The 20,543-nt window shown below is 54.6% G+C and carries 23 protein-coding genes; 8 read left to right on the top strand and 15 right to left on the bottom strand.

The genetic code is table 11. The annotated features are described in order from the left end of the window. The first annotated feature begins 163 nt into the window (after positions 1-163). A complete protein-coding gene (locus tag ACIRQ6_RS01250; protein WP_420862316.1) occupies positions 164-1,120 on the top strand; it encodes a formylglycine-generating enzyme family protein in 957 nt (318 codons plus the stop codon). Positions 1,121-1,125: 5 nt separating this feature from the next. Further along, a complete protein-coding gene (locus ACIRQ6_RS01245; protein ID WP_420862315.1) occupies positions 1,126-2,421 on the top strand; it encodes a hypothetical protein in 1,296 nt (431 codons plus the stop codon). A gap of 528 nt (positions 2,422-2,949) precedes the next feature. Here ACIRQ6_RS01245 and ACIRQ6_RS01240 read toward each other — a convergent pair. Next, positions 2,950-3,411 carry an Lrp/AsnC family transcriptional regulator gene (locus ACIRQ6_RS01240; protein WP_420862314.1) on the bottom strand — a complete coding sequence of 154 codons (462 nt, stop codon included), beginning with the start codon at positions 3,409-3,411 and terminating at the stop codon, positions 2,950-2,952. Positions 3,412-3,507: 96 nt separating this feature from the next. Further along, positions 3,508-3,918: a large conductance mechanosensitive channel protein MscL gene (mscL, locus tag ACIRQ6_RS01235; RefSeq protein ID WP_420862313.1), complete on the bottom strand. Its 411-nt coding sequence runs from the start codon at positions 3,916-3,918 to the stop codon at positions 3,508-3,510. Positions 3,919-4,067: 149 nt separating this feature from the next. Between mscL and ACIRQ6_RS01230 the strand changes: the two genes are divergently transcribed. Then, positions 4,068-4,763, top strand: a complete 696-nt coding sequence (locus tag ACIRQ6_RS01230) for a glutathione S-transferase N-terminal domain-containing protein (RefSeq protein ID WP_420862312.1) — start codon at positions 4,068-4,070, stop codon at positions 4,761-4,763. Positions 4,764-4,797: 34 nt separating this feature from the next. Here ACIRQ6_RS01230 and ACIRQ6_RS01225 read toward each other — a convergent pair whose 3' ends face one another. From ACIRQ6_RS01225 to ACIRQ6_RS01205, 5 genes are all read right to left on the bottom strand, one after another. After that, a complete protein-coding gene (locus ACIRQ6_RS01225) occupies positions 4,798-5,247 on the bottom strand; it encodes a YtoQ family protein (RefSeq protein WP_420862311.1) in 450 nt (149 codons plus the stop codon). A gap of 50 nt (positions 5,248-5,297) precedes the next feature. After that, positions 5,298-7,694, bottom strand: a complete 2,397-nt coding sequence (gene pheT / locus ACIRQ6_RS01220) for a phenylalanine--tRNA ligase subunit beta (RefSeq protein ID WP_420862310.1) — start codon at positions 7,692-7,694, stop codon at positions 5,298-5,300. 75 nt (positions 7,695-7,769) lie between these two features. Continuing rightward, complete coding sequence (locus tag ACIRQ6_RS01215) at positions 7,770-8,165, bottom strand: hypothetical protein (protein WP_420862309.1); 396 nt, start codon at positions 8,163-8,165, stop codon at positions 7,770-7,772. Between the two features lie 19 nt (positions 8,166-8,184). Continuing rightward, positions 8,185-9,255 (bottom strand): phenylalanine--tRNA ligase subunit alpha, encoded by a 1,071-nt coding sequence (pheS, locus tag ACIRQ6_RS01210; protein ID WP_420862308.1) that lies wholly within the window; start codon positions 9,253-9,255, stop codon positions 8,185-8,187. Between the two features lie 117 nt (positions 9,256-9,372). Then, the gene (locus ACIRQ6_RS01205; protein ID WP_420862307.1) at positions 9,373-10,203 is read right to left on the bottom strand and encodes a VPLPA-CTERM sorting domain-containing protein; all 831 of its coding nucleotides are present in this window, start codon (positions 10,201-10,203) and stop codon (positions 9,373-9,375) included. 303 nt (positions 10,204-10,506) lie between these two features. Between ACIRQ6_RS01205 and ACIRQ6_RS01200 the strand changes: the two genes are divergently transcribed. Continuing rightward, a complete protein-coding gene (locus ACIRQ6_RS01200; RefSeq protein ID WP_420862306.1) occupies positions 10,507-11,433 on the top strand; it encodes a Kelch repeat-containing protein in 927 nt (308 codons plus the stop codon). 50 nt (positions 11,434-11,483) lie between these two features. On the opposite strand, the gene rplT is transcribed toward ACIRQ6_RS01200, so the two are convergent. From rplT to pyk, 4 genes are all read right to left on the bottom strand, one after another. Beyond that, a complete protein-coding gene (gene rplT, locus ACIRQ6_RS01195) occupies positions 11,484-11,849 on the bottom strand; it encodes a 50S ribosomal protein L20 (protein ID WP_420862305.1) in 366 nt (121 codons plus the stop codon). Between the two features lie 14 nt (positions 11,850-11,863). After that, entirely contained in the window at positions 11,864-12,064 is a 201-nt protein-coding gene (gene rpmI, locus ACIRQ6_RS01190; RefSeq protein WP_420862304.1) for a 50S ribosomal protein L35, read from the bottom strand. Positions 12,065-12,192: 128 nt separating this feature from the next. Continuing rightward, positions 12,193-12,417: a hypothetical protein gene (locus ACIRQ6_RS01185; RefSeq protein WP_420862303.1), complete on the bottom strand. Its 225-nt coding sequence runs from the start codon at positions 12,415-12,417 to the stop codon at positions 12,193-12,195. 28 nt (positions 12,418-12,445) lie between these two features. Beyond that, on the bottom strand, positions 12,446-13,894 hold the full coding sequence (gene pyk / locus ACIRQ6_RS01180; protein ID WP_420862302.1) for a pyruvate kinase: 1,449 nt from the start codon (positions 13,892-13,894) through the stop codon (positions 12,446-12,448). Between the two features lie 129 nt (positions 13,895-14,023). Between pyk and ACIRQ6_RS01175 the strand changes: the two genes are divergently transcribed. The 4 genes from ACIRQ6_RS01175 (at position 14,024) to ACIRQ6_RS01160 (ending at position 17,318) form a co-directional block, all read left to right on the top strand. Further along, on the top strand, positions 14,024-14,776 hold the full coding sequence (locus ACIRQ6_RS01175) for an N-formylglutamate amidohydrolase (protein ID WP_420862301.1): 753 nt from the start codon (positions 14,024-14,026) through the stop codon (positions 14,774-14,776). Position 14,777: 1 nt separating this feature from the next. After that, positions 14,778-15,122 (top strand): 5-carboxymethyl-2-hydroxymuconate Delta-isomerase, encoded by a 345-nt coding sequence (locus tag ACIRQ6_RS01170; protein WP_420862300.1) that lies wholly within the window; start codon positions 14,778-14,780, stop codon positions 15,120-15,122. 12 nt (positions 15,123-15,134) lie between these two features. Further along, positions 15,135-15,428 (top strand): DUF1244 domain-containing protein, encoded by a 294-nt coding sequence (locus tag ACIRQ6_RS01165; protein ID WP_420862299.1) that lies wholly within the window; start codon positions 15,135-15,137, stop codon positions 15,426-15,428. 126 nt (positions 15,429-15,554) lie between these two features. Further along, the gene (locus ACIRQ6_RS01160; RefSeq protein ID WP_420862298.1) at positions 15,555-17,318 is read left to right on the top strand and encodes a calcium-binding protein; all 1,764 of its coding nucleotides are present in this window, start codon (positions 15,555-15,557) and stop codon (positions 17,316-17,318) included. Between the two features lie 6 nt (positions 17,319-17,324). Here the strand turns inward: ACIRQ6_RS01160 and ACIRQ6_RS01155 are convergent, their stop codons facing one another. The 4 genes from ACIRQ6_RS01155 to dgcN are packed head-to-tail and all read right to left on the bottom strand — an operon-like array spanning position 17,325 to position 20,395. Beyond that, complete coding sequence (locus ACIRQ6_RS01155; protein ID WP_420862297.1) at positions 17,325-17,558, bottom strand: hypothetical protein; 234 nt, start codon at positions 17,556-17,558, stop codon at positions 17,325-17,327. Beyond that, complete coding sequence (locus tag ACIRQ6_RS01150; protein WP_420862296.1) at positions 17,558-18,418, bottom strand: D-amino-acid transaminase; 861 nt, start codon at positions 18,416-18,418, stop codon at positions 17,558-17,560. Before ACIRQ6_RS01150 ends, ACIRQ6_RS01155 begins: the two co-directional genes overlap by 1 nt. A gap of 9 nt (positions 18,419-18,427) precedes the next feature. Then, the gene (gene dgcA, locus ACIRQ6_RS01145; RefSeq protein ID WP_420862295.1) at positions 18,428-19,393 is read right to left on the bottom strand and encodes an N-acetyl-D-Glu racemase DgcA; all 966 of its coding nucleotides are present in this window, start codon (positions 19,391-19,393) and stop codon (positions 18,428-18,430) included. Next, positions 19,394-20,395, bottom strand: a complete 1,002-nt coding sequence (gene dgcN / locus ACIRQ6_RS01140) for an N-acetyltransferase DgcN (protein WP_420862294.1) — start codon at positions 20,393-20,395, stop codon at positions 19,394-19,396. Positions 20,396-20,543 lie beyond the last annotated feature (148 nt).

The raw sequence follows: 20,543 nt of genomic DNA, 5'->3' as shown, positions 1-20,543 counted from the left end.
ATTCTGCGTCAATCGGTTGCGATAAGGTCTTCGGCTATTTCTACGTCGCCTGAACCAAGTGTTCGCGACCTCCTCAACCGATCCGGCGGGGGTTTTTCTTTTATAGCAAGCTGCGTAGACTGCCCACGCTGACCTATTCGGTCTGACACAAGGGCCTTAGGAATTGCGCGCATATCACCTGACAGCTGCAGCCATACTCTTTATGGGTCTAAATTCTGGCACTCCCAGCGCCTTGGCTGACGACGCACTCTCCTTTCGGGATTGTGCCACCTGTCCCGACATGATCCCTCTGCCCAAAGGTGTCTTTACCATGGGCGCACCAGCGAATGAATTTCGCCGCAATCTGGTTTGGCGCGATGGGTCCCATCAACGGGCCACGGCGCAACACCCTTTTGTTAAATCAGACGAAGGCCCGCAATTTGACGTCGTTATGGACCAACCCATTGCGATGGCTCAGACTGAGGTGACCTACGATCAATGGTCGTCCTGCATTCGGGATGGTGGATGCGGCGGATACCTGCCCCGATCCGAGATCTACATCAATGGCGGTGGCGGTGCGACCACACAGGTGGATGGAAATCATCCTGTTTTGTTCGTGTCCTACCTTGATATCCAGAGTTATCTGGCTTGGCTGAATTCAAAGTCTGAAACAGGGCTTTACCGCCTGCCAACCGAAGCAGAATGGGAATATGCGGCTCGAGCCGGAACCCAAACACGCTTTGCCCAAGGTTTCGAGCCGACCTCGGATCAAGCAAATTTTGATGCCAGCCTGACGGAACGCATTTTGATGCAAGCGCGGCCTGAGTTTATCGAACGCGGCCATCCCGTCCCTGTGGACAGCTTGGATGCTGCAAACGCCTGGGGATTGCGCCATATGTCGGGCAACGCATCCGAGTTGACAGCATCATGCTACACGCGCTCTTATCATGGCTGGACAACGGCGTTGGAATGGAGAGCCAGTGATGACGCTGAAACCTGCCTGCGAGTGGTTCGAGGCGGAAGCTACAGCGATGCGATCGATCTGTTGCGCGTTGCATGGCGCGGTTCAGTGGATCAAACGCACCGCACGAAACATCGCGGTTTCCGCGTTATAAAAGATTTGGTTGATGTGAAGGATTAATTAGTATGGGCCCTTATACAGCTCTTTTGGACGAAGAAACGCAACTCGCGCTGAGTGCATTGGGGATCGACGTGGCCCCAAACAGTGGCCTTGGAAACACCCTACTGGTCACGCGCGATATTGGCATCGACGGCGTCGGCACTGGGTCGGCCACAGTCAAATTCGATCAAAACGGCCAGGCTTTTGATGTAGATGTCACTCTCAGCGCGGGCGCATCGCTCAGTGCCTATGGCCTCAGCGGTGGGGTCGGTTTCGCACTGACGAAATCCAGCATTACATTTTCAATTTCAGGCTTTCCGGAACAGACCTTTTCGCGCAGCGAATTTCGCGCCGGTGCAACCGAGTTCTTTCAAAACAACTTTCCAGATCAATGGAACGACCCGAACTTCAGGAATTCCGTGAACACAATTCTGGATGGCGTTGAAAGTTCGCAGACCGCCGTGCAAGTGCTGGAACGCGAAACGCTGCAATTGCTGCGCGCGGCCCCCGGTGTGTTCACCACCTATACCAATCTGGGCGAATGGGCCGATCAATTGGGTATCGAACGCTGCTTTCTTGCCGGCACAATGATCACCATGTGGCCCACGACCAGCGATATCGTTCAACAGGATGACGGACATTTTGACGAAGCACAGGTGCTGGCAAACACATGGCAAAAACCGATCGAGACCATCGAGGTCGACGATTTGGTCTTGTCCTATGACAATCGCGGGTATTTGACCCCGGGGCGCGTGACGCAGCGGTTTATCAACCAAGCCCTGCATGTTTTGGATGTGTTTGACTTGATGGTCACACCCGGCCACGTCACCCTTTGTGGCGACGGTCGCTTTGCTGGAAAACATGTGCCCATCATAGATATTTTACGATCTGACGGGGCGTTGGTGCGCCAAGACGGCACCTTGATCCGCGCCAACACCAATTGCGTTGTGGGATCTTATGAAGATCAGTTGGTGCAAATGGTCGTAGGCGATCCAGCGACCGATGGATCTGTCACCGTGCAAAACACCGGGACATTGCGGGTCGGCACCCGCCTGTTTTTGGACGACGGCACGGACATTTGCATCGCAGATCTGCTGGATCAGGCAGGCGCACGGGTCGACAGCTCGGGCCTCGTGTCCATTGGGGATAACACCGAAAAACGTCCGCTTAGCCTGCCCTTTTTGGCCAACCTACCCGCCCCGGAGGACTACATTTTGCAACGCTCTGGCGTAAACTTACCCAGCATCTATGCAGCCAACGAATGGGAGGCAGGATCGCGCCCACAGATGGCGGCCCCTGCCCTGCAAACCGATCTGCACTAGCCAATAGATTTCGCAAACCGCAACAACAATCAGCTTGCAGGACACTCTCGCGTGGAGCGAAACGTCAGATCTAGACCCCTATGCTCAATGCGCATCTCATCGATTGCAAGCGCCAGTATGTTGAATTCAAACGCCCAAGCAGGCTTGACGATCTGGCGCGCTTTGCCGTCAAATTGAACGGCCTGCATTTCGTGGCCAAAACATCACCGTCTATGGACCAGCTTCCAAATTCAACTGAGGATCCATGGGAAAATCTGCATTCGGCAGGGATTGGTTGTGCTAGATATAGGTGCCATCGGCTGACACACTCCGACGCCATCGCATCCCCGAGCCTTCGCCGCACCACCTACCCACGTAATTTTCCGCATAGTCCACGCGGTTGAGGCCTGCAAACACAGGTGATCGCGACAACATCCAAAACATCGCAAGTAAAATCACATAAAATTGGGCACGCGGGCTATTGAGCGGAATGACGTTAAAAAGCATAGAAAACGTACAGTTTGTTACTGATATAGTCGCCGCCTGAATTTATGAAACTGGCAGCGCCGTCGTTTTGAACACTGTCCGCAACGCAAAGCTAGATTGCATTTGTGCCACGCCGGGCAAAGTGGCCAAAGATTGACGGTGAATACGCGCAAAATCCTCGGTATCGGCGGCCACCACCTTCAGCAGATAGTCCGCACTGCCCGCCATCAAATGACATTCCAAAACATCTGGGATCCGCGCCACAGCTTTTTCAAAAGCATCCAGTACCTCGTCCGCTTGCCCCGACAATGTGATCTCGACAAACACAGTGGCTTTGCGATTGACCTTGTGCGGATCCAACAGCGCCACATAATCGCGAATGAAACCGTCCTGCTCTAACCGTTGCACGCGCCTGTGACACGCACTGGCCGACAGGTGCACCAGCTCCGCCAGATCGGCGTTCGACATACGGCCTTTGGTCTGCAAAATCCCAAGGATCCGGCGATCTGTAGAATCCAGTTTCATCGCATGTCCCTATGATTAAGCCCTGTGTGTCTGAGTACTGAACAGAAAAAGGGCCCGCATCGCAATGCGACACAGGCCCAAAAGCATGGTTTATGCTTACTTCTTCAGTGCGTCGCGAATTTCCGCAAGCAGCTCTTCTTGTGTTGGGCCAGCCGGTTCCGCAGGCGCCTCTTCTTCTTTTTTCTTCATGCTGTTTACAGTGCGCACCAACATAAACACCACAAATGCGATGATCAGGAAGTTGATGATCGCCATGATGAAACGCCCATAAGCGAACACGGCGGCGCCTGCTTCTTCGGCCTCAGCCATCGTCGCATATTCGCCTTCACCCAGCAGCGCATACATGCCACTGAAATCGACACCGCCCATGAAAAGGCTGATGATCGGATTGATCAGATCAGCAACCAAGCTGCCAACAATCGCAGTGAACGCTGCACCGATGATGATACCAACGGCCATGTCCATAACATTGCCTTTGGCGATAAAATCTTTGAATTCTTTGATCATGACGACCCCACTATTAAGTTCCCACATAGGCGTCTGATTACTTTCTGTGCGCCCGTGCGGAATGTGTAACGGCAACCGCGCACATTTACATGGGTTTTTTTGGGGTATTTCTCCCCTATGTATGAAGTCCAATGCATAAAGGAGCCACCATGGCGGATCTCTCTCACTTCCCGATCACACAAAAATGGCCTGCAAAGGACCCTTCCGTGATCCAGCTCTACTCGTTTCCGACCCCAAATGGCGTCAAGGTTTCCATCGCTCTTGAGGAAATGGGCCTTGCCTATGAGGCTCATACCGTGACCTTGTCCGATGCAGATGTCAAAAGCCCCGAGTTTTTGTCGTTGAACCCAAACAACAAGATCCCAGCGATTGTTGATCCAAACGGCCCAGAGGGCCCCATTGGATTATTCGAATCCGGCGCGATCTTGCTGTATCTGGCAGAAAAGTCTGGCAAGTTCGGTGGTACAACTGCAACCGAGAAGGCCCACATTACCCAATGGTTGATGTTCCAAATGGGTGGGCTGGGGCCAATGTTTGGCCAAATGGGCTTTTTCTACAAATTCGCAGGAGCCCAAATCGAAGATCCACGTCCCCGCGAACGCTACCGTGACGAGGCAAAACGCCTTTTGACTGTGTTGGACAAGGAGCTGGCAGAAAAAGACTGGATTGCAGGCGGCTATTCCATTGCAGATATGGCCATTGCCCCTTGGCTGCGTGCGACCGATTTTTATGGGACTCGCGATATTCTGGGATGGAACAACTACAAAAATGTCCAAGCTTATTTGGACCGTTTTCTAAAACGTCCGGCCGTCCAAACCGGTCTGGTCACACCACCGCGCGCCTAACTGACAAAGCCCCCGATTTCCGGGGGCTTTCGTTTTACGCAGGCAAGCTGCCTGTCAAAACATATCGCAAAATCTCAACCACTTGCGACGGTTCCTCAGCCACGGCTAAGGCCGCTGCATCTACTTCTTTCAAAGCATGCTGATGATCGGCCCCATGCAGAATGATCAGGGATTTTCCCAACGCGGCGGCATAGCCTGCATCAAACGCGGCATTCCATTGCTTATATTTCTCACCAAACCGCACAACCACAACATCCGCATCTGCAATCCCTTTGCGGGTGCGGATCGCATTAACCATCGCCCCTTTGTGATCGTGCCAATATTTGTTGGGTTCTTCACCCAAAATAGCAACGCCACAATCGTCCGAGTTTTCATGGATCGTCACAGGCGCATGAAACGACACATCCAACCCACGAGAGCCTTCAATGATCTGCTCGCGCCAATCAGTATGGATTTCCCCAGACAAATACACATTCAACGTCATAACAGACCCTTCATTGGTTTCTTTTTTCCCAAAATACTCAATACCACGGCCTAGCCGCGCAGACTGCCGCCTGTGGCCTTGGTGACTTTCTCGATGATCTTGGCACTAACTGCTTCGATATCCGCCTCTTTCAAGGTCTTATCTTTAGGTTGCAGGCGCACAGTGATCGCAAGCGACTTCTTCCCTTCGCCTAAAGATCCACCAATAAACTCATCAAACACACGCACTTCGTCGATCAGGGCCTTGTCCGCACCCGCAGCTGCATTGGTCAGGGTCAGTGCCTCAACATCTGCATCCACCACAAAGGCAAAATCACGTTCAACCGCTTGCAGATCAGAGGTCGTCATCGCCCCGCGTGTCGCAGATTTCTTCTTCGGCATCGGCACTTCACCGGGCCAAAGGGTAAAGCCCATAGCAGGACCTTTGACATCCATCGCCGCCAAAACCTTTGGATGAATTTCACCAAAGACGCCCAAAACCTTTTTCGGCCCAAGGCAAATCACCCCATGACGCCCCGGATGCCACCAAGCATCGCCCGTACGCATGACCTGCACTTTGGCAGGGGCGCCAATAGCGGCCAGAACGGCCTCTGCATCTGCTTTGACATCATAAATATCGACAGGCCGCGAGGCCCCATGCACGTCTTTTGGCCCAGTGCGGCCCACCAGCAAACCGCTGATCTGCGTGTGCTGCTCAGTGGGTTCGCCCCCATGAAACGCAGCCCCCACTTCGAACAGGGCCATATCAGCAAAGCCACGGGCCTGGTTCCGGCTGGCCGCTTGCAACAGACCCGGCAGCAACGCAGGGCGCATATGGCTCATCTCACTGGAGATTGGGTTTTCAAGACGCGTCGCATCAGATCCACCACCGAACAAGTCAGCGCTGGCTTGGTCGATAAAGCTGTAGGTCACACATTCATTATACCCCAAAGCAGCCGCTGTACGCCGTGCAATGCTTTCGCGGCGCTGCATCGGGGTCAGGATTGGTTGCGGAACCGAGGGGCTAAGACGCGGCAAGGGTTTGCCTTCGAGTTTGGTCAAAGACGCCATGCGCGCCACTTCTTCCACCAGATCAGCCTCGCCCATCACGTCAGGGCGCCAGCTTGGGACCCGGGCCATATCGCCATCCATCACAAATCCAAGTGCCTCCAGCGTCGCACGCTGCGTCTCAGCAGGGATTTCCATACCCACCAAGGATTGCACGCGATCCGTATCCAAACGGTACGCACGTGATGTATCTGGCACAGCACCTGCAACAATCACCTCGGAGGCCTCGCCACCGGCGTTGTCGACAATCATCCGTACAGCGTGTTCCAAACCCTCAGGGGTAAACGCCGGATCAACACCGCGCTCAAACCGGTAGCGCGCGTCAGAATTGATTTTCAAAGCACGGCCCGCATAAGCAATCTGAACCGGATCCCAATAGGCGCTTTCGACAAAGACATTCACGGTCTCATCGGTACAGCCCGTGTCCAGACCGCCCATGATACCCGCAATACTTTCGGGACCCGTATCGTCCGAGATCACCATTTGACCGGCTTGCAGCGTATATTCTTTGTCGTCCAACGCTGTCATCACCTCACCACCCGCAGCCCGGTGCACCCGCAGGTTTCCAGCCACTTTGTCCGCATCAAAGACGTGCAAAGGGCGATTGCGATCGTAGGTAAAGAAGTTCGTGACATCCACAAGAAAGCTAATGGGCCGCAATCCGATGGCTTTGAGCACATCTTGTAACCACATAGGAGACGGGCCATTTTTGACGCCCTTGATCAAACGACCATAGAAAACCGGGCAACCGTCCAATGTGTCTTCATCGATGCTAACGCTAAGGTCTGCCTTGAACGTAGCCGGCACGGGGTCAACAACGCGGGCTTTCAATGTGCCCAAACCGCGAGCCGCCAAATCAATGGCAACACCGCGCACACCCAAGGCATCGGGACGGTTTGGAGTGATCGCAATCTCGATCACAGGATCAACTTTGGCCGCGTCATTGTCGGCCAGCCAATCTGTAAACTTTTGCCCCACTTCGCCGGAGGGCAATTCGATAATGCCGTCGTGTTCCTCGCTCAGTTCCATCTCGCGCTCGGAGCACATCATCCCGTAGCTCTCGACGCCGCGAATTTTGCCTACGCCAATTGTTGTATCAATCCCCGGCACATAAACGCCAGGCTTTGCTACAACCACTTTGATCCCCTCACGGGCATTCGGCGCACCACAGATAATCTGCAATTCCCCTTCGTCAGTTTGGACCTGACACACCCGCAATTTGTCCGCATCGGGATGCTTTTCAGCGCTGTTCACATAGCCAATGGTAAAATCAGCCAAACGCGCAGCGGGATTGCTGACGTCTTCGACCTCCAGACCTAAGTCGGTCAGAGCATAGAGAATATCATCCAAAGACGCCTCGGTTTCGAGGTGGTCCTTTAGCCAAGAAAGCGTGAACTTCATATCAATCGCGTCCAGTCAAAATTGCTGCATTAAGCGCCGATGTATCTGATCACCAGCGCTGGGGAAAGGGGCGGCTCACTGCGGCGGTGTGGCCCGCATGGTACGAAACGGTATCTGACCACAATCCCCCAATCGGGCCGACCACCCGCTGGGAAATCCACTGTTGTCCCAGACCAATTCCAAAGTGCCCCAAAAGTTCGATCCACGACCGTCTTCCCCGATCAGGGAAGATCCGCAAAACCCGTCTTCTTCGATCAACCAAACGCCCGTAAAGATCCCATCGCGCATGGAATAATTGCCCGCAAGGTTATCGATGTACATCCAGATTGTGCCGTCAGGACTGGCCGCAGAAAACAATGCGGTAGTTTCGAAATCTTCCTCATAGATCACGTCACCAAATCCGTTGGTCCATGTCTCATCGGCCACAACAGGTGTCGCGACCAAAAGCGCTGCCAAAATCCATTTGTACATCCGAATGTCCTTTTCCCAATCAGCGGTTCAAACCCGCCTGCAATGTAGGCTGGTCCAAGCTGGCAAAGCCGTAGTGCCGCAACCAGCGCAGATCACTGTCAAAGAACGCACGCAAATCGGGAATACCGTATTTCAGCATTGCAATCCGGTCGATCCCCATACCAAAGGCAAAGCCCTGCCAATCCGCGGGATCGATGCCTCCGGCCTGCAGCACTTTGGGGTGAACCATGCCGCTGCCCAGAACCTCTAGCCAATCATCGCCTTCACCCACTTTCACAGTACCATCCTGCCATGAACATTGAATATCCACTTCTGCAGAAGGTTCTGTGAACGGGAAATGCGAGGCGCGGAAACGGGTTTTCACGGATGTGCCGAAATAGGCGGTAAAGAACTCTTCCAGCACCCACTTCAGGTTCGCCATAGAGATGTCTTTGTCGATAGCCAGCCCTTCGACCTGATGGAACATCGGCGTGTGGGTCTGGTCATAGTCCGCACGGTATACTCGGCCGGGGCAAATGATGCGCGTCGGTGCACCGTTTGCCTCCATATGGCGGATTTGCACAGGGCTGGTGTGGGTGCGCAGAACGTGTGGCGGACGATTATCGCCCTCGGCACGGTGCGTATAAAAGGTGTCCATCTCGGCCCGCGCCGGGTGATGGCCGGGGATGTTCAACGCGTCAAAGTTATACCAATCGGTTTCAATCTGCGGACCTTCGGCCACGGCAAACCCCATATCGGCAAAGATCGCGGCAACCTCGTCCATGACCTGAGACACTGGATGAATTGTGCCTTCAGGACGCACCCGCGATGGCAATGTCACGTCCAGCCATTCCGTGCGCAGCCGTTCATCCAACGCCGCATCAGCCAGAGCTGCCTTTTTGCCAGACAGGGCCGAGTTGATCTCGTCCTTCAACGCATTCAACGCAGGGCCTGCGGTTTGGCGTTCCTCAGGCGTCATTTTACCAAGCTCACGCATTTTCAGGGCAATTTCACCCTTTTTGCCCACAGCGGCCAAGCGAATATCTTCCAAGCCTGCTTCATCTGCGGCATTGGCGATTTGCTCTAGGTATTTTTGGCGCAGATCATCCATGATCGACCTCACTAAATTACGTATCCCCTGCTAGCGCGCCACACCTCAGGCTTCAAGCCCATAGCAAAAAAGGCGCACCGTTCGGGCACGCCTTTTTCCTAAATTTCCAAAGGGTGTTTAGGCCTTTTTGCGACGCCGTCCGACAAAGCCAAGACCGGCAAGACCCGCGCCCAAGAACAGTACGCTGGCAGGTAACGGAACTGCAGACATCGTTGGCAGCGTCACGGCGGCACCGGATGTTGTGTTCACACCAAATGTCCCCCCGATGACCGAGCCTTTGGACAGTTGGATAAAGCCAAAGTGTTCGGCAATTAGGTTAGACACAGTTTCTTCTTCACCACCTTCTTCGCTGCCCCCTTCACCTTCTTCACCGACCACAACGAGACAAGACTCGTCTATAATGTCATCTTCGAAGCTACAGACCGGCGAAAGGTCCGGGGTCGTATCCAGAACTTGCATCACAAAGCCAAAAACGCCGGAAGCGTTAGTAGCCAACGGACCATTGCCGTTATCATCATAGAGCTTGCCAGAACCCTGAAGCCCGTCAGTGGTTAGATTAGCCGAGCCGAAAGTCTCCAATCCGCTAAAGTCCGTTGCCAGATTAGAGGCCGGATCAGAGATCGAATTCGGGCCAGAGGTCGCTACAAAAAAGTTAACGATCGAGGTGTCAGTAGACTGATTAGACACAGCACCAAAGCGAGCTTGAGCACCACCAGGATTTTCACCAAAATACAGGTCATCTTGGCCGTCGGCGACAAAGCCTTCTTCGCCCAGCCACAGTCCAGTGTTTAGGTTGTAGACGTCAATAAACAGGAATTCTTCCGGCCCAGTCGAGCCAACACCAGCCTCAGAGCCATTGAACGCATCAGACGTGATCGTCCCCGCATGAGCGGCTGTCGTGGCCAAGGATGTCGCTGCAAGAAGTGCAGCTGCAATTGTAAGTTTCATTATGTTAATACCCCATCGTTAATTCTATCCAAGCTCCTAATGCACGGGCCTAGCTGCAGAATTATTTAATCTTTGGTTAACCATGTCAAACTTTTGTGATCAATTTTTGTTTTTAATTCAATGGATAAGCGAAATGGGGTATCATGATGTGCGCTGTACGATTTGATTGTTTCCGGTCTGAAAACAATGCAACCCAATCCAGGGGTTTGTCTGCCACCAAACCGGGTGTCTGACCTGAAAATCAACGTCTGGCCCGCAATCAGACACCGCCGTATACTCAAGCGATCAACAAGGGACTGCTCAATGACCGAATGGATCACGCTCGATTGTAACGGCGCCCCGCACTGCCGCCACGAAAACGGTTTTGCAGCTTATGATGGCAAGTTCTACCTCTTTGGTGGCAGGCGTATCCAGCCCGTCGACATTTTTGACCCTGTGACCCAAAGCTGGAGCCATGCCTCACCACCGCCCATGGAAATTCACCACTTTCAACCAGTCGTTTTCAAAAATGAGCTTTGGCTGATCGGCACCATGACAGGGGTGTTTCCACGCGAAACCCCTTTGGACACCGTCTATATTTATCAGCCCGACACCGACACGTGGAAAAAGGGGCCGCCTATTCCAAAAGGTCGGCGCCGTGGCGCATCTGGCTGTGCACTGCATTCCGACGGTTGGATCTACGTTGTAGGCGGCATCGTTGATGGGCACTGGGCCGACACGCAGGCGTGGTTTGATCGCATCCACCCTGAAACCGGTGAATGGCAGATCCTGCCCGACGCCCCCAACAAACGCGACCATGCGCCTTGTGCCATTGCCAATGATAAGCTTTATTTCTTTGGGGGGCGCGAAACGGGGCGGCACACAGGGACCGACCTGAACCAGCTGTTCTTTGACACAATCGCAGACGTGGACGTTTACGACTTTGCGACTGGCACATGGTCCGTGCATCCCGAACCCATCCCAATTCAAACCGCCGCCGGTGGCACGGGCGTCCTAGATGGTAAAATTCACTATGTCGGTGGCGAAGCTGGCCGGATGGAGGCCTTTACCGAAATGCAGATCCTCGATGTTAAGGCCGGGACGTGGTCCTTTGGCCCTGCCCTGAACCGCGCACGGCACGGCACCAATTGTTGCACCCATGAGGGCAAACTTTGGATCGCGGCAGGAAGCGGCGCCCGCGGCGGAGAGCCTGAATTGACCAGTATCGAAATGTGGGACCCCACCCCATAAAAAAAGCCGCCCTGACCAGAGCGGCTTTTCAAAATCTAAACGTCGGAAATTTAGGCGGCCAGTGCAGCCTGTGCTTTTTCAACGATTGCACCGAAGGCATCCGGTTCATTCACAGCCAGATCGGCCAGAACTTTACGGTCTACTTCGATACCAGCCAAGGACAGGCCGTTGATGAACTTGCTGTATGTCAGCGCTTCATCATGGCTGCGCACAGCAGCGTTGATCCGTTGGATCCACAGGGCGCGGAACTGCCGCTTGCGGTTTTTACGGTCGCGTGTGGCGTATTGGTTGGCTTTGTCGACCGCTTGGCGGGCGACTTTGAAAGTGTTCTTGCGGCGGCCATAAAAGCCTTTCGCTGCATCGGTGACTTTCTTGTGACGGGCGTGTGTGGTTGTTCCACCTTTAGTACGTGACATCTAGTGAACCTCCCTTAGCGCGCGTATGGCATCATCGACTTGATGATCTTTTCATCAGGGGCCGACAGCGTGGTTGTACCGCGTGCGTTACGCAGGAATTTGTTGGTGCGTTTGATCATGCCGTGGCGTTTGCCAGCTTGGCCCGCAACAACGCGGCCCTTAGCAGTCACTTTGAACCGCTTTTTGCAGCTCGATTTCGTCTTCATCTTAGGCATTTTCCGTCTCCTATAGTTGAACGGTTCTGACGCTGTGCGGCATGCCAATAGGCCGATAGCATCGGTTCAGATGGGTCGTATAGGAGGCAGCAGGCCAGATGACAAGCCGATTCGTGCCGGAATTGCCCTTAATTTATGTACCGAGCAACCACACCCATAAAGGTGTCCGGGATCGTGGCAAAATCATAGCCCCCCGGCTTGGTGTTATAGGCGTAGACGATCATCACGCCCGCTAAGACAATCACCATGGACGACACCCGGGGCGCACGACCCTCTGAATAGGCCGACAACATAGACGGGATCGAAAACGCCACCAAAACGAGGCCAATTACAAAAATCAGATCGGGGTCCATCGTGGATCCTTAAATGGTTAATACCCCATCATTCAGGATCGGTGCGGAAAATCAACCTTTCCTCGCACGGCGCAACCCTAAGGATATTCGTTGTACCCTCAACATTGAACGGGACGCCCGCTGTTACGATGATCTGATCGGATTCCTCGGCGATGCCCATTTTACGGGCCGCACGTGCGGCACTGACAACGGCCATTTTAAACCGGTCCACAGTATCCGTGATGGCGCAATTGGTGCCCCAAGTCAGGCACATCCGCCGCGCAGTTCCCACCAAAGGCGTCAGGGCAACGATAGGCGCACGGGGCCGTTCGCGCGCGACCAAAGCCGCCGTCGTACCGGATTGTGTAAAGCAGCAGATCGCCTTTACGTCTGTTGTTTCAACGATTTCGCGGGCCGCAGCCACGATCCCATCTGCGACGGTCTTGCCAGAGGATTTGCGCGACGCCTCGATGATCTCGGTATAGGTTGGATCGGCTTCGATTTCTTTGGCCACATTATCCATGGTTGTCACAGCCTCAATCGGATAACTGCCTGCCGCAGATTCCGCTGACAACATGATTGCATCGGACCCTTCATAGATCGCTGTAGCCACATCACTGACTTCCGCACGGGTTGGCATCGGGCTTTCAATCATACTTTCCAGCATCTGCGTGGCAACAATCACTGGCTTGGCCGCAGAGCGGCACTTACGCACCAATTGCTTTTGGATCGGCGGCACGTTCTGCACCGGCAGCTCAACCCCCAAGTCGCCACGGGCCACCATAATACCGTCGCTTACCGCTAGGATTTCGTCAAAACTATCGACGGCAGCTGGCTTTTCGATTTTCGCAAGGATGGCCGCACGACCCTTGGCCAGAGCGCGGCCTTCTTCCACGTCTTCGGGACGTTGCACAAACGACAGCGCCAGCCAATCAACGCCCAATTGACAGACAAATTCCAGATCTTTGCGATCTTTTTGCGACAAGGCCGCCAAGGGCAACACCACATCTGGCACGTTAACGCCCTTGCGGCTGGAAATGACGCCACCAGCCACAACCGTGCACTCGGCAAAATCATCCCCACAGTCATCAACAGTCAGGCGGATCTTACCATCGTTGACCAACAGGCTGGATCCCGGTTTCAGCGCCTTGAAAATCTCGGGATGCGGCAGCGTCGCGCGCTCAACCGTGCCTTCGGCGCTGTCCATGTCCAGTCGGAACTTTGCGCCCTCTTCCAGCATTTCACCCTCAGGGTTCACAAAACCGCCAACACGCAATTTTGGCCCCTGAAGATCGGCCAGAATGGCGATGGGGCTGTCCAGATCCTGTTCAATCTGGCGAATAATTTTGTGCTTTTCAGCGATCTCTTCGTGCTTGCCGTGGGACATATTTAGACGGAACACATCGGCACCGGCTTCGTGCAGCGCCCGTATTTGCTCGTACGTTTCAGACGCTGGGCCAAGAGTGGCAACGATTTTAACATTTCTGTGGCGGCGCATGGTAGATCCCCGATAAATGGCTTGGCTTTGGGCAAAACTGTTATCGCTAACAGCGTTGCTAGCCTTATTACCTAATTCACAATCTTTCTCAACTCACCTATCTCACTTTCTGTGAGAAGGACCACAGTCATGACAGATGAACCCTATTTTATCGACGGGGCCGACAGGCCATCGCAATGGCTTGTGACCTGTGATCATGCCTCGAACCACGTCCCCCATTGGATCAACGATGGGGATCTTGGCCTGCCGCGCGCCGACATGGACCGCCACATTGCCTATGATGTCGGGGCAAAAGGAGTGGCACTGGCCCTCGGGCAGGCGTTGAATGCGCCTGTTGTCGGTTCAAATTTCTCTCGCCTTGTTATTGATCCCAATCGCGGGGCAGACGACCCCACACTCATCATGCAGCTTTATGATGGCACGCTCATCCCGGCCAATCGCGGGATCGATGCCGCCGAGCGGGCCAAACGCATTGAGACACTCTATGAACCCTATCACGCCGCCTATGCCGAATTGGCCGCGCGACGCGCAGATACGGTGATCCTGTCTGTGCACAGCTTTACCCCACAGCTGCAAGGCAAGCCCATACGCCCTTGGGAGATCGGAGTCCTTTTTGCGCAGGATCAACGCCTGACCACACCGCTAATTGAGACATTGCAATCCCAGACCGACTATTGCGTCGGCATCAATGAACCCTACCGAGGCTACTTGCCCAAGGATGCGATTGACCGCCACGCCTTGCAACACAACAGGCTGAATGCATTGATCGAAATCAGAAACGACCTAATTGTCGAGGAGAGCCAGCAGCGGGCTTGGGCCGCTCAACTTGCGCCGATCCTGAACGAAGCCCTTGCCAAAACGACCCTGTCACAAGGAAGCTAAGATGCCCCATATCATCCTCGAGCAGTCACCGGACGTGCCGGACATGTTGGATACGCAAAAGCTATGCCAGATGTTGTTTGACAGTGCCTTGGCAACGGGCGTTTTTGCCAGCCCCCTGTCGATCAAAGTGCGCGCCCACACGGCTGACGTGGTGCTGATCGGCACCGAAAATCAGAGCTTTGTCCATGTAGAAGTGCGCATGTTGGCAGGCCGCTCGGACGAAGATAAGGCCAAGGTTACATCGACCTTGCTGACACTTTTGGAAAACGCATTGCCGCAGGTGGGCAGCATCTCGATTGACACGGCTGATCTACATGCAGGATCCTACACCAAACGCGTCTTGTGAAAGGACACCAAAATGGACGACCAAACCAAGCTCGAACTCGAGGCGGCCGCCTTTCGCAGGTTGCAAAAGCATCTGATGCAGGACCGCCCTGACGTCCAGAACATCGACATGATGAACCTTGCTGGGTTTTGCCGCAATTGCCTGTCACGCTGGTACCAAGAAGAGGCCAACGCCCGCGGCATTGACATGGACAAGGACCAAGGCCGCGAGATTTTTTACCAAATGCCATTTTCCGACTGGAAAGCCCAATATCAAACCGAGGCCAGCGATAGTGCCAAAAAGGCTTTTGAGGCCTCCCACAAATAAGCAACAATTGGCAGGCAGGCGCCCAATTGTTTCGATTATGGCACCAGTAGGATTAAGGAATTTGACATAGGTTTCAGCTAGTTACATGCTTACCATCTGCCTGAAACCCAATTAAATGGTGCCCCTATGCTGCTTTTTGCTCTGCCGACACTTCTTTTGGCGATGATCCCGCTGGCTTTGTTTGGGGCGTTTGACAGCGACGATGATAGCGACAACAGCAACGCTTCAGACAACCAAATTGACCTCAACCGCGATATCCCAGATCTCGCGCCCGTGGACGACACCCCAACGCAAGACGATCAAGACGGTGATCAGGATCAATCCCCCACCTTTGAGGCAACCGAAGGCGATGACACGTATTCCGCAGGCAACACTGCAGTCAGCCTGAAGGGCCAAGGGGGTGATGATACACTTACCGGCAGTTCGGACGATGATCTCATTCGCGGCGGCAAAGGGGATGACAGGCTGGACGGGGCTGGAGGCGACGACATCGTCGAAGGTGGCGCAGGCAATGACCAAATCGCTCTCGGCGACGGCGACGATTTCACAGGGCTCGGGCGCACCACTGCTGGTAACGACATTATAGATGGCGGCGCTGGTGATGACCTGATCGTGGACACCAAAGGCAGCAACGTCCTGAACGGTGGCGCAGGCGAAGACTTGCTTTTTGCGTTGGACAGCGACCGCCTTGGTCAACCGGATGCTTTGGTTGGGGGTGATGGTGATGACCTTATTTTCGCCGATGATGGCGATCTTGTCAGCGGCGGCGAGGGCTCCGACGACATCCTCGTTTTCGACCATGCTCTGGCCGATCCGAATGCGCCAACCGAGGCCGTTACAATCGCTGACTTTAACCCGGCCGAAGACGTTCTGACGATCCAATCAAACAACCCCGACCCTGAACTAGAGTTCGGTAGATCATCGGACGGATTGGATGCCACTGTGCTGGTCGATGGCACCCTTGTGGCAACCTTGAAAGGTGTCGCCGCCGACGTGGACCTGTCTGAGGTCACCGTGCAAACGATAGACCCCGAGTTTGATCTTGAAACGGTCCTTGACCAACTCAATGGACTCCTTGAAGAGCCGCAAGAACCCGCAGTCCTTTCTCAGGATTTGAGCGAAAACGACGATATTTTTGACGGCACCGAAGAAGCCCAACGGCTGGATATCGCAGGGCTTGCGGGGGATGATACGATCCTCGGCAGCGATCAGGCGGACCGGCTGGCTGGCGGCAAGGGTGACGACATAATCAACGGCAACAAAGGTGCAGACCGCATCGACGGCGGGTCGGGCTACGACACGATCAAAGGCGGTCCTGGTGACGATATCATCGATGCAGGCGGCTATGCGGACAGGGTTGCTGGCGGCGCGGGCAGTGACACGATCCGGCTGGGCAACGGCGACGACACCCTGCTAACTGGAAGCGCCTCCAAAGGCGACGACACCATCAGTGGCGGCGCAGGCGATGACACGCTGATCGATGCGATGGGCTCCAACACAATCGATGCCGGCGAGGGTGATGACCTGATCAATACCAACGACCTTGCCAGCGCATCGGGCATAGACATCGTGGCCGCAGGCGCTGGCAATGACGTGATTTTTGCAGATAGCGGCGATTTGGTCAGCACGGGCACAGGCAGCGATATCATAAACATAGACGCCAGCCCAAATGACGAGGACGGTGGGCTACGAGACCCGGTCATCATCACTGATTTTGTAGATGGCGTTGATACGCTGAACATTGCAAGCGCGGGCAACGATGCAGAACTGACATTTGGTTCCAGCACAGATGCGCAAGACACCAACCTCAGCGTCAACGGTGTACTGGTCGCGGTATTGCAAGGCACACCGCCCCCTCAGGACGGTTTCACCACTATTTTTCTGACCTAAGCGGGATCAGCCCCAGCGGATCAGCCCGATAATAGCAGACACCGCATAGAAAAACTGTAGCGCAAAAAACGCCCAGCGCCGGTCAAGAACCGCCCAACCGGCAAACAAAAGCGCCGAGATCAGCAATAGGGTAAAGCCCAAGACCTCGTTGCCTGTGTTGGATGCAATCAGCAGGGCATAGGCCATGGCCAAGACAGATCCCGTGATCTCAAAGACCGAGATCAGACGTTTCTTGTCCATCAAACGGCGGCCTTGCGGCTTTCTTCGATGTAAATCTCACGCAATCGGGCAGCAACAGACCCCTGTTTGCCATCACCGATCTGTTCGCCATCAATGGATACCACAGGCGTCACAAAGGTTGTGGCGGAGGTGACAAAAGCCTCATCCGCGTCTTTGGCCTCATCCACTGTGAAACTGCGTTCCTCAACCTTCATTTGGGACTCACGGGCGAAACGCAACACAGCTGCGCGTGTGATCCCCGCAAGGATCTCGTTGCCCAAATGGCGGGTGACAATTGTGTTGCCTTTGACGATGTAAGCGTTGTTCGATGACCCTTCTGTCACAAAACCATCCTCAACCATCCACGCGTCATCAGCCCCCGCCGCTTTGGCCAACATTTTGGCCATTGACGGGTACAACAACTGGACCGTTTTGATGTCGCGGCGGCCCCAACGCATGTCAGGGGCAGAAATCACGGACAGACCTTTTTCAGCCGCCGCATTCGAGGACAATCCGGGCTTGGATTGCGTGAACAGCACGAGGCTGGGTTTGGTATCCGCAGGCGGATAGGCAAAATCCCGGTCCCCCGGATTGCCCCGTGTGATCTGTAGATAGACCAGACCCTCGTCGATGTTGTTCAAGCGCACCATTTCGCGGTGCACCTCAAGCAATTCTTCCATGGGCATTGGCGCGGCCATCTCAAGCTCATCCAAGGAACGCTGCAAACGCGTGGCGTGGCCGTCATAGTCGATCAACTTACCGTCCAAAACGGACGTCACTTCATAGACCCCGTCCGCAAACAAAAATCCACGGTCAAAAACCGAAATTTTGGCGTCTGCTTCGGCAACATAGTCGCCATTGACGTAAACGGTGCGGCTCATGATCGTCTCCTATCCCCAGAGGGCTGGTTTTGGTGGGTGCACGCCGTCCGTATCAAAAGACAGCGGCGTGGCGCGGTCTTCGGCCAATAAAAGCGGTCCGTCAAGGTCTGTAAAGCCCACACCTTGGGCCACCAATGTCGCAGGCGCCATTGCAAGACTGGACCCAACCATGCAGCCAACCATCACACCGTATCCTTGGGCAATGGCCTGCTCTTTGAGCAGCAACGCTTCAGTCAGCCCCCCGGTTTTGTCCAGCTTGATGTTCACATAGTCATATTTACCCTTCAGCGCAGGCAGGCTGGCACGATCATGACAGCTTTCGTCTGCACACACGGGTAAAGGGCGGGCAATTTCAGCCAGCATATCGTCTTGCCCCGCAGGCAAGGGCTGTTCGACCAACTCTACGCCCAAGCGCACCAGATGCCGGGCAAGGTCAGAATACACTTCTGCAGTCCAGCCCTCGTTCGCATCCACAATGATCCGCGAGGTTGGCGCGCCACGGCGCACCGCCTCGAGCCGTGCCATATCATCCGGTGTGCCCAACTTGATCTTTAGCAACGGACGAAAGGCATGGGCGCTCGCCTGTTCTTGCATTTTGTCTGGCGTATCAAGCGACAGAGTATAGGCCGTCACTTCGGGGCCCAAGGGGTCCAAACCACACAGCTCACGCACCGAAGTTCCCAAACGTTTGGCCTCAAAATCCCACAACGCGCAATCAACGGCGTTCCGGGCAGCCCCCGCAGGTAGCGCGTTTTGCAAGGCATCGCGCGTGACATCCGCAGGCAGACCCATGATCTGATCAGTCACACTTTCCAGCGTCTCATCGTAGCGGGCGTAGGGCACACATTCGCCCCACCCCTGAACATCACCATCAGACACGCGCACAGTCAGAACCTTGGCCTCGGTGCGCGATCCGCGCGAGATGGTGAACACCTGCGCCAGCTTGAACACATCCGCTGTGACGTCGATCTTCATTTAAAGCGCATCCAGTGCATCGACCAAGCGTCCGGCCCCTTGCCGGAATGTGTCTACAGCCGGAAGGCCCAACTCCGCCTCAAGATCCGCCAAATAGGCTATCGCCTCGTCCTCGGACATGTGCTGCGTGTTGACCGAAACGCCGATGACCTTGACGTTGGGATTTGCAATTTGTGCAATGGGCATCGCCATATCGCGCAGCTGTTGCAGACTGGGTAGAGTATAGTCCGGCAGACCACGCATATGGCTGCGGGTTGGCTCGTGACACAGCACCAACGCATCAGGTTGACCACCATGGATCAGGGCCATTGTTACGCCAGAATAGCTGACGTGAAACAGGCTGCCCTGCCCTTCGATGTGGTCCCAATGATCTGCGTCATTGTCGGGCGTCAGATATTCAACAGCCCCTGCCATGAAGTCAGCGATCACCGCGTCTAATGGCACACCACCGCCAGTGATCAAAATGCCGGTCTGGCCCGTTGGGCGGAAGGTTGATTTCATCCCGCGCTTTTGCATTTCAGTATCCATGGCAAGGCCAGTATACATTTTGCCCACTGAACAGTCGGTCCCAATGGCCAAACAGCGCTTGCCACTACGCTTGACGCCGTTTGCAATCGGATAGGCCACGGATGGAATGCGTACATCGAACAAAGTGCGGCCGTTGACCCGTGCTGCGGCCACCAGCGCGTCTTCATCACGCAGCAGATTGTGCAGACCCGAGGCAATATCATAGCCCATGTTCAGCGCTTGAACGAGGACCTCTTTCCACGCGTCCGAAATCACGCCACCCCTATTGGCCACACCAATCACAAGGGTTTTGGCACCAGCGGCCAGCCCTTCCTCCAAAGTCATGTCTGGCAATTTCATATCTGCACCGCAGCCGGGCAACCGAAACTGACCGACCGAGTTTTCAGGGCGCCAGTCTTTGATACCTTGGGCAACTTTGGCAGCCAGCGCATCGGGCGCATCGCCCAAAAACAAAAGATATGGAGTTTGGATCATCGTTTTTTCCCGAAATGTAATGGTGTCACGCGATGGTTAGCACGACATTCTGCGAATGAGGCTGCAAATGACGCCTAAAATACACAAATATTCGCAGATACTTCGAATATTACCTCGTTATTCAGAAGAAAGGCCTGCGCGTGACGCT

The sequence above is a fragment of the Algirhabdus cladophorae genome (genome assembly GCF_044772865.1).
Taxonomy (GTDB): Bacteria; Pseudomonadota; Alphaproteobacteria; order Rhodobacterales; family Rhodobacteraceae; genus Algirhabdus; species Algirhabdus cladophorae.
This window is presented reverse-complemented; position numbering and strand designations above follow the sequence as displayed.

What these genes read in the sequence shown, in the direction of transcription:
- ACIRQ6_RS01245 (WP_420862315.1), top strand. Translation starts at nt 1,126, where the DNA reads ATGGGCCCTTATACAGCTCTTTTGGACGAAGAAACGCAACTCGCGCTG.
- ACIRQ6_RS01240 (WP_420862314.1), bottom strand. Translation starts at nt 3,411, where the DNA reads ATGAAACTGGATTCTACAGATCGCCGGATCCTTGGGATTTTGCAGACC.
- mscL (WP_420862313.1), bottom strand. Translation starts at nt 3,918, where the DNA reads ATGATCAAAGAATTCAAAGATTTTATCGCCAAAGGCAATGTTATGGAC.
- ACIRQ6_RS01230 (WP_420862312.1), top strand. Translation starts at nt 4,068, where the DNA reads ATGGCGGATCTCTCTCACTTCCCGATCACACAAAAATGGCCTGCAAAG.
- ACIRQ6_RS01225 (WP_420862311.1), bottom strand. Translation starts at nt 5,247, where the DNA reads ATGACGTTGAATGTGTATTTGTCTGGGGAAATCCATACTGATTGGCGC.
- pheT (WP_420862310.1), bottom strand. Translation starts at nt 7,694, where the DNA reads ATGAAGTTCACGCTTTCTTGGCTAAAGGACCACCTCGAAACCGAGGCG.
- ACIRQ6_RS01215 (WP_420862309.1), bottom strand. Translation starts at nt 8,165, where the DNA reads ATGTACAAATGGATTTTGGCAGCGCTTTTGGTCGCGACACCTGTTGTG.
- pheS (WP_420862308.1), bottom strand. Translation starts at nt 9,255, where the DNA reads ATGGATGATCTGCGCCAAAAATACCTAGAGCAAATCGCCAATGCCGCA.
- ACIRQ6_RS01205 (WP_420862307.1), bottom strand. Translation starts at nt 10,203, where the DNA reads ATGAAACTTACAATTGCAGCTGCACTTCTTGCAGCGACATCCTTGGCC.
- ACIRQ6_RS01200 (WP_420862306.1), top strand. Translation starts at nt 10,507, where the DNA reads ATGACCGAATGGATCACGCTCGATTGTAACGGCGCCCCGCACTGCCGC.
- rplT (WP_420862305.1), bottom strand. Translation starts at nt 11,849, where the DNA reads ATGTCACGTACTAAAGGTGGAACAACCACACACGCCCGTCACAAGAAA.
- rpmI (WP_420862304.1), bottom strand. Translation starts at nt 12,064, where the DNA reads ATGCCTAAGATGAAGACGAAATCGAGCTGCAAAAAGCGGTTCAAAGTG.
- ACIRQ6_RS01185 (WP_420862303.1), bottom strand. Translation starts at nt 12,417, where the DNA reads ATGGACCCCGATCTGATTTTTGTAATTGGCCTCGTTTTGGTGGCGTTT.
- pyk (WP_420862302.1), bottom strand. Translation starts at nt 13,894, where the DNA reads ATGCGCCGCCACAGAAATGTTAAAATCGTTGCCACTCTTGGCCCAGCG.
- ACIRQ6_RS01175 (WP_420862301.1), top strand. Translation starts at nt 14,024, where the DNA reads ATGACAGATGAACCCTATTTTATCGACGGGGCCGACAGGCCATCGCAA.
- ACIRQ6_RS01170 (WP_420862300.1), top strand. Translation starts at nt 14,778, where the DNA reads ATGCCCCATATCATCCTCGAGCAGTCACCGGACGTGCCGGACATGTTG.
- ACIRQ6_RS01165 (WP_420862299.1), top strand. Translation starts at nt 15,135, where the DNA reads ATGGACGACCAAACCAAGCTCGAACTCGAGGCGGCCGCCTTTCGCAGG.
- ACIRQ6_RS01160 (WP_420862298.1), top strand. Translation starts at nt 15,555, where the DNA reads ATGCTGCTTTTTGCTCTGCCGACACTTCTTTTGGCGATGATCCCGCTG.
- ACIRQ6_RS01155 (WP_420862297.1), bottom strand. Translation starts at nt 17,558, where the DNA reads ATGGACAAGAAACGTCTGATCTCGGTCTTTGAGATCACGGGATCTGTC.
- ACIRQ6_RS01150 (WP_420862296.1), bottom strand. Translation starts at nt 18,418, where the DNA reads ATGAGCCGCACCGTTTACGTCAATGGCGACTATGTTGCCGAAGCAGAC.
- dgcA (WP_420862295.1), bottom strand. Translation starts at nt 19,393, where the DNA reads ATGAAGATCGACGTCACAGCGGATGTGTTCAAGCTGGCGCAGGTGTTC.
- dgcN (WP_420862294.1), bottom strand. Translation starts at nt 20,395, where the DNA reads ATGATCCAAACTCCATATCTTTTGTTTTTGGGCGATGCGCCCGATGCG.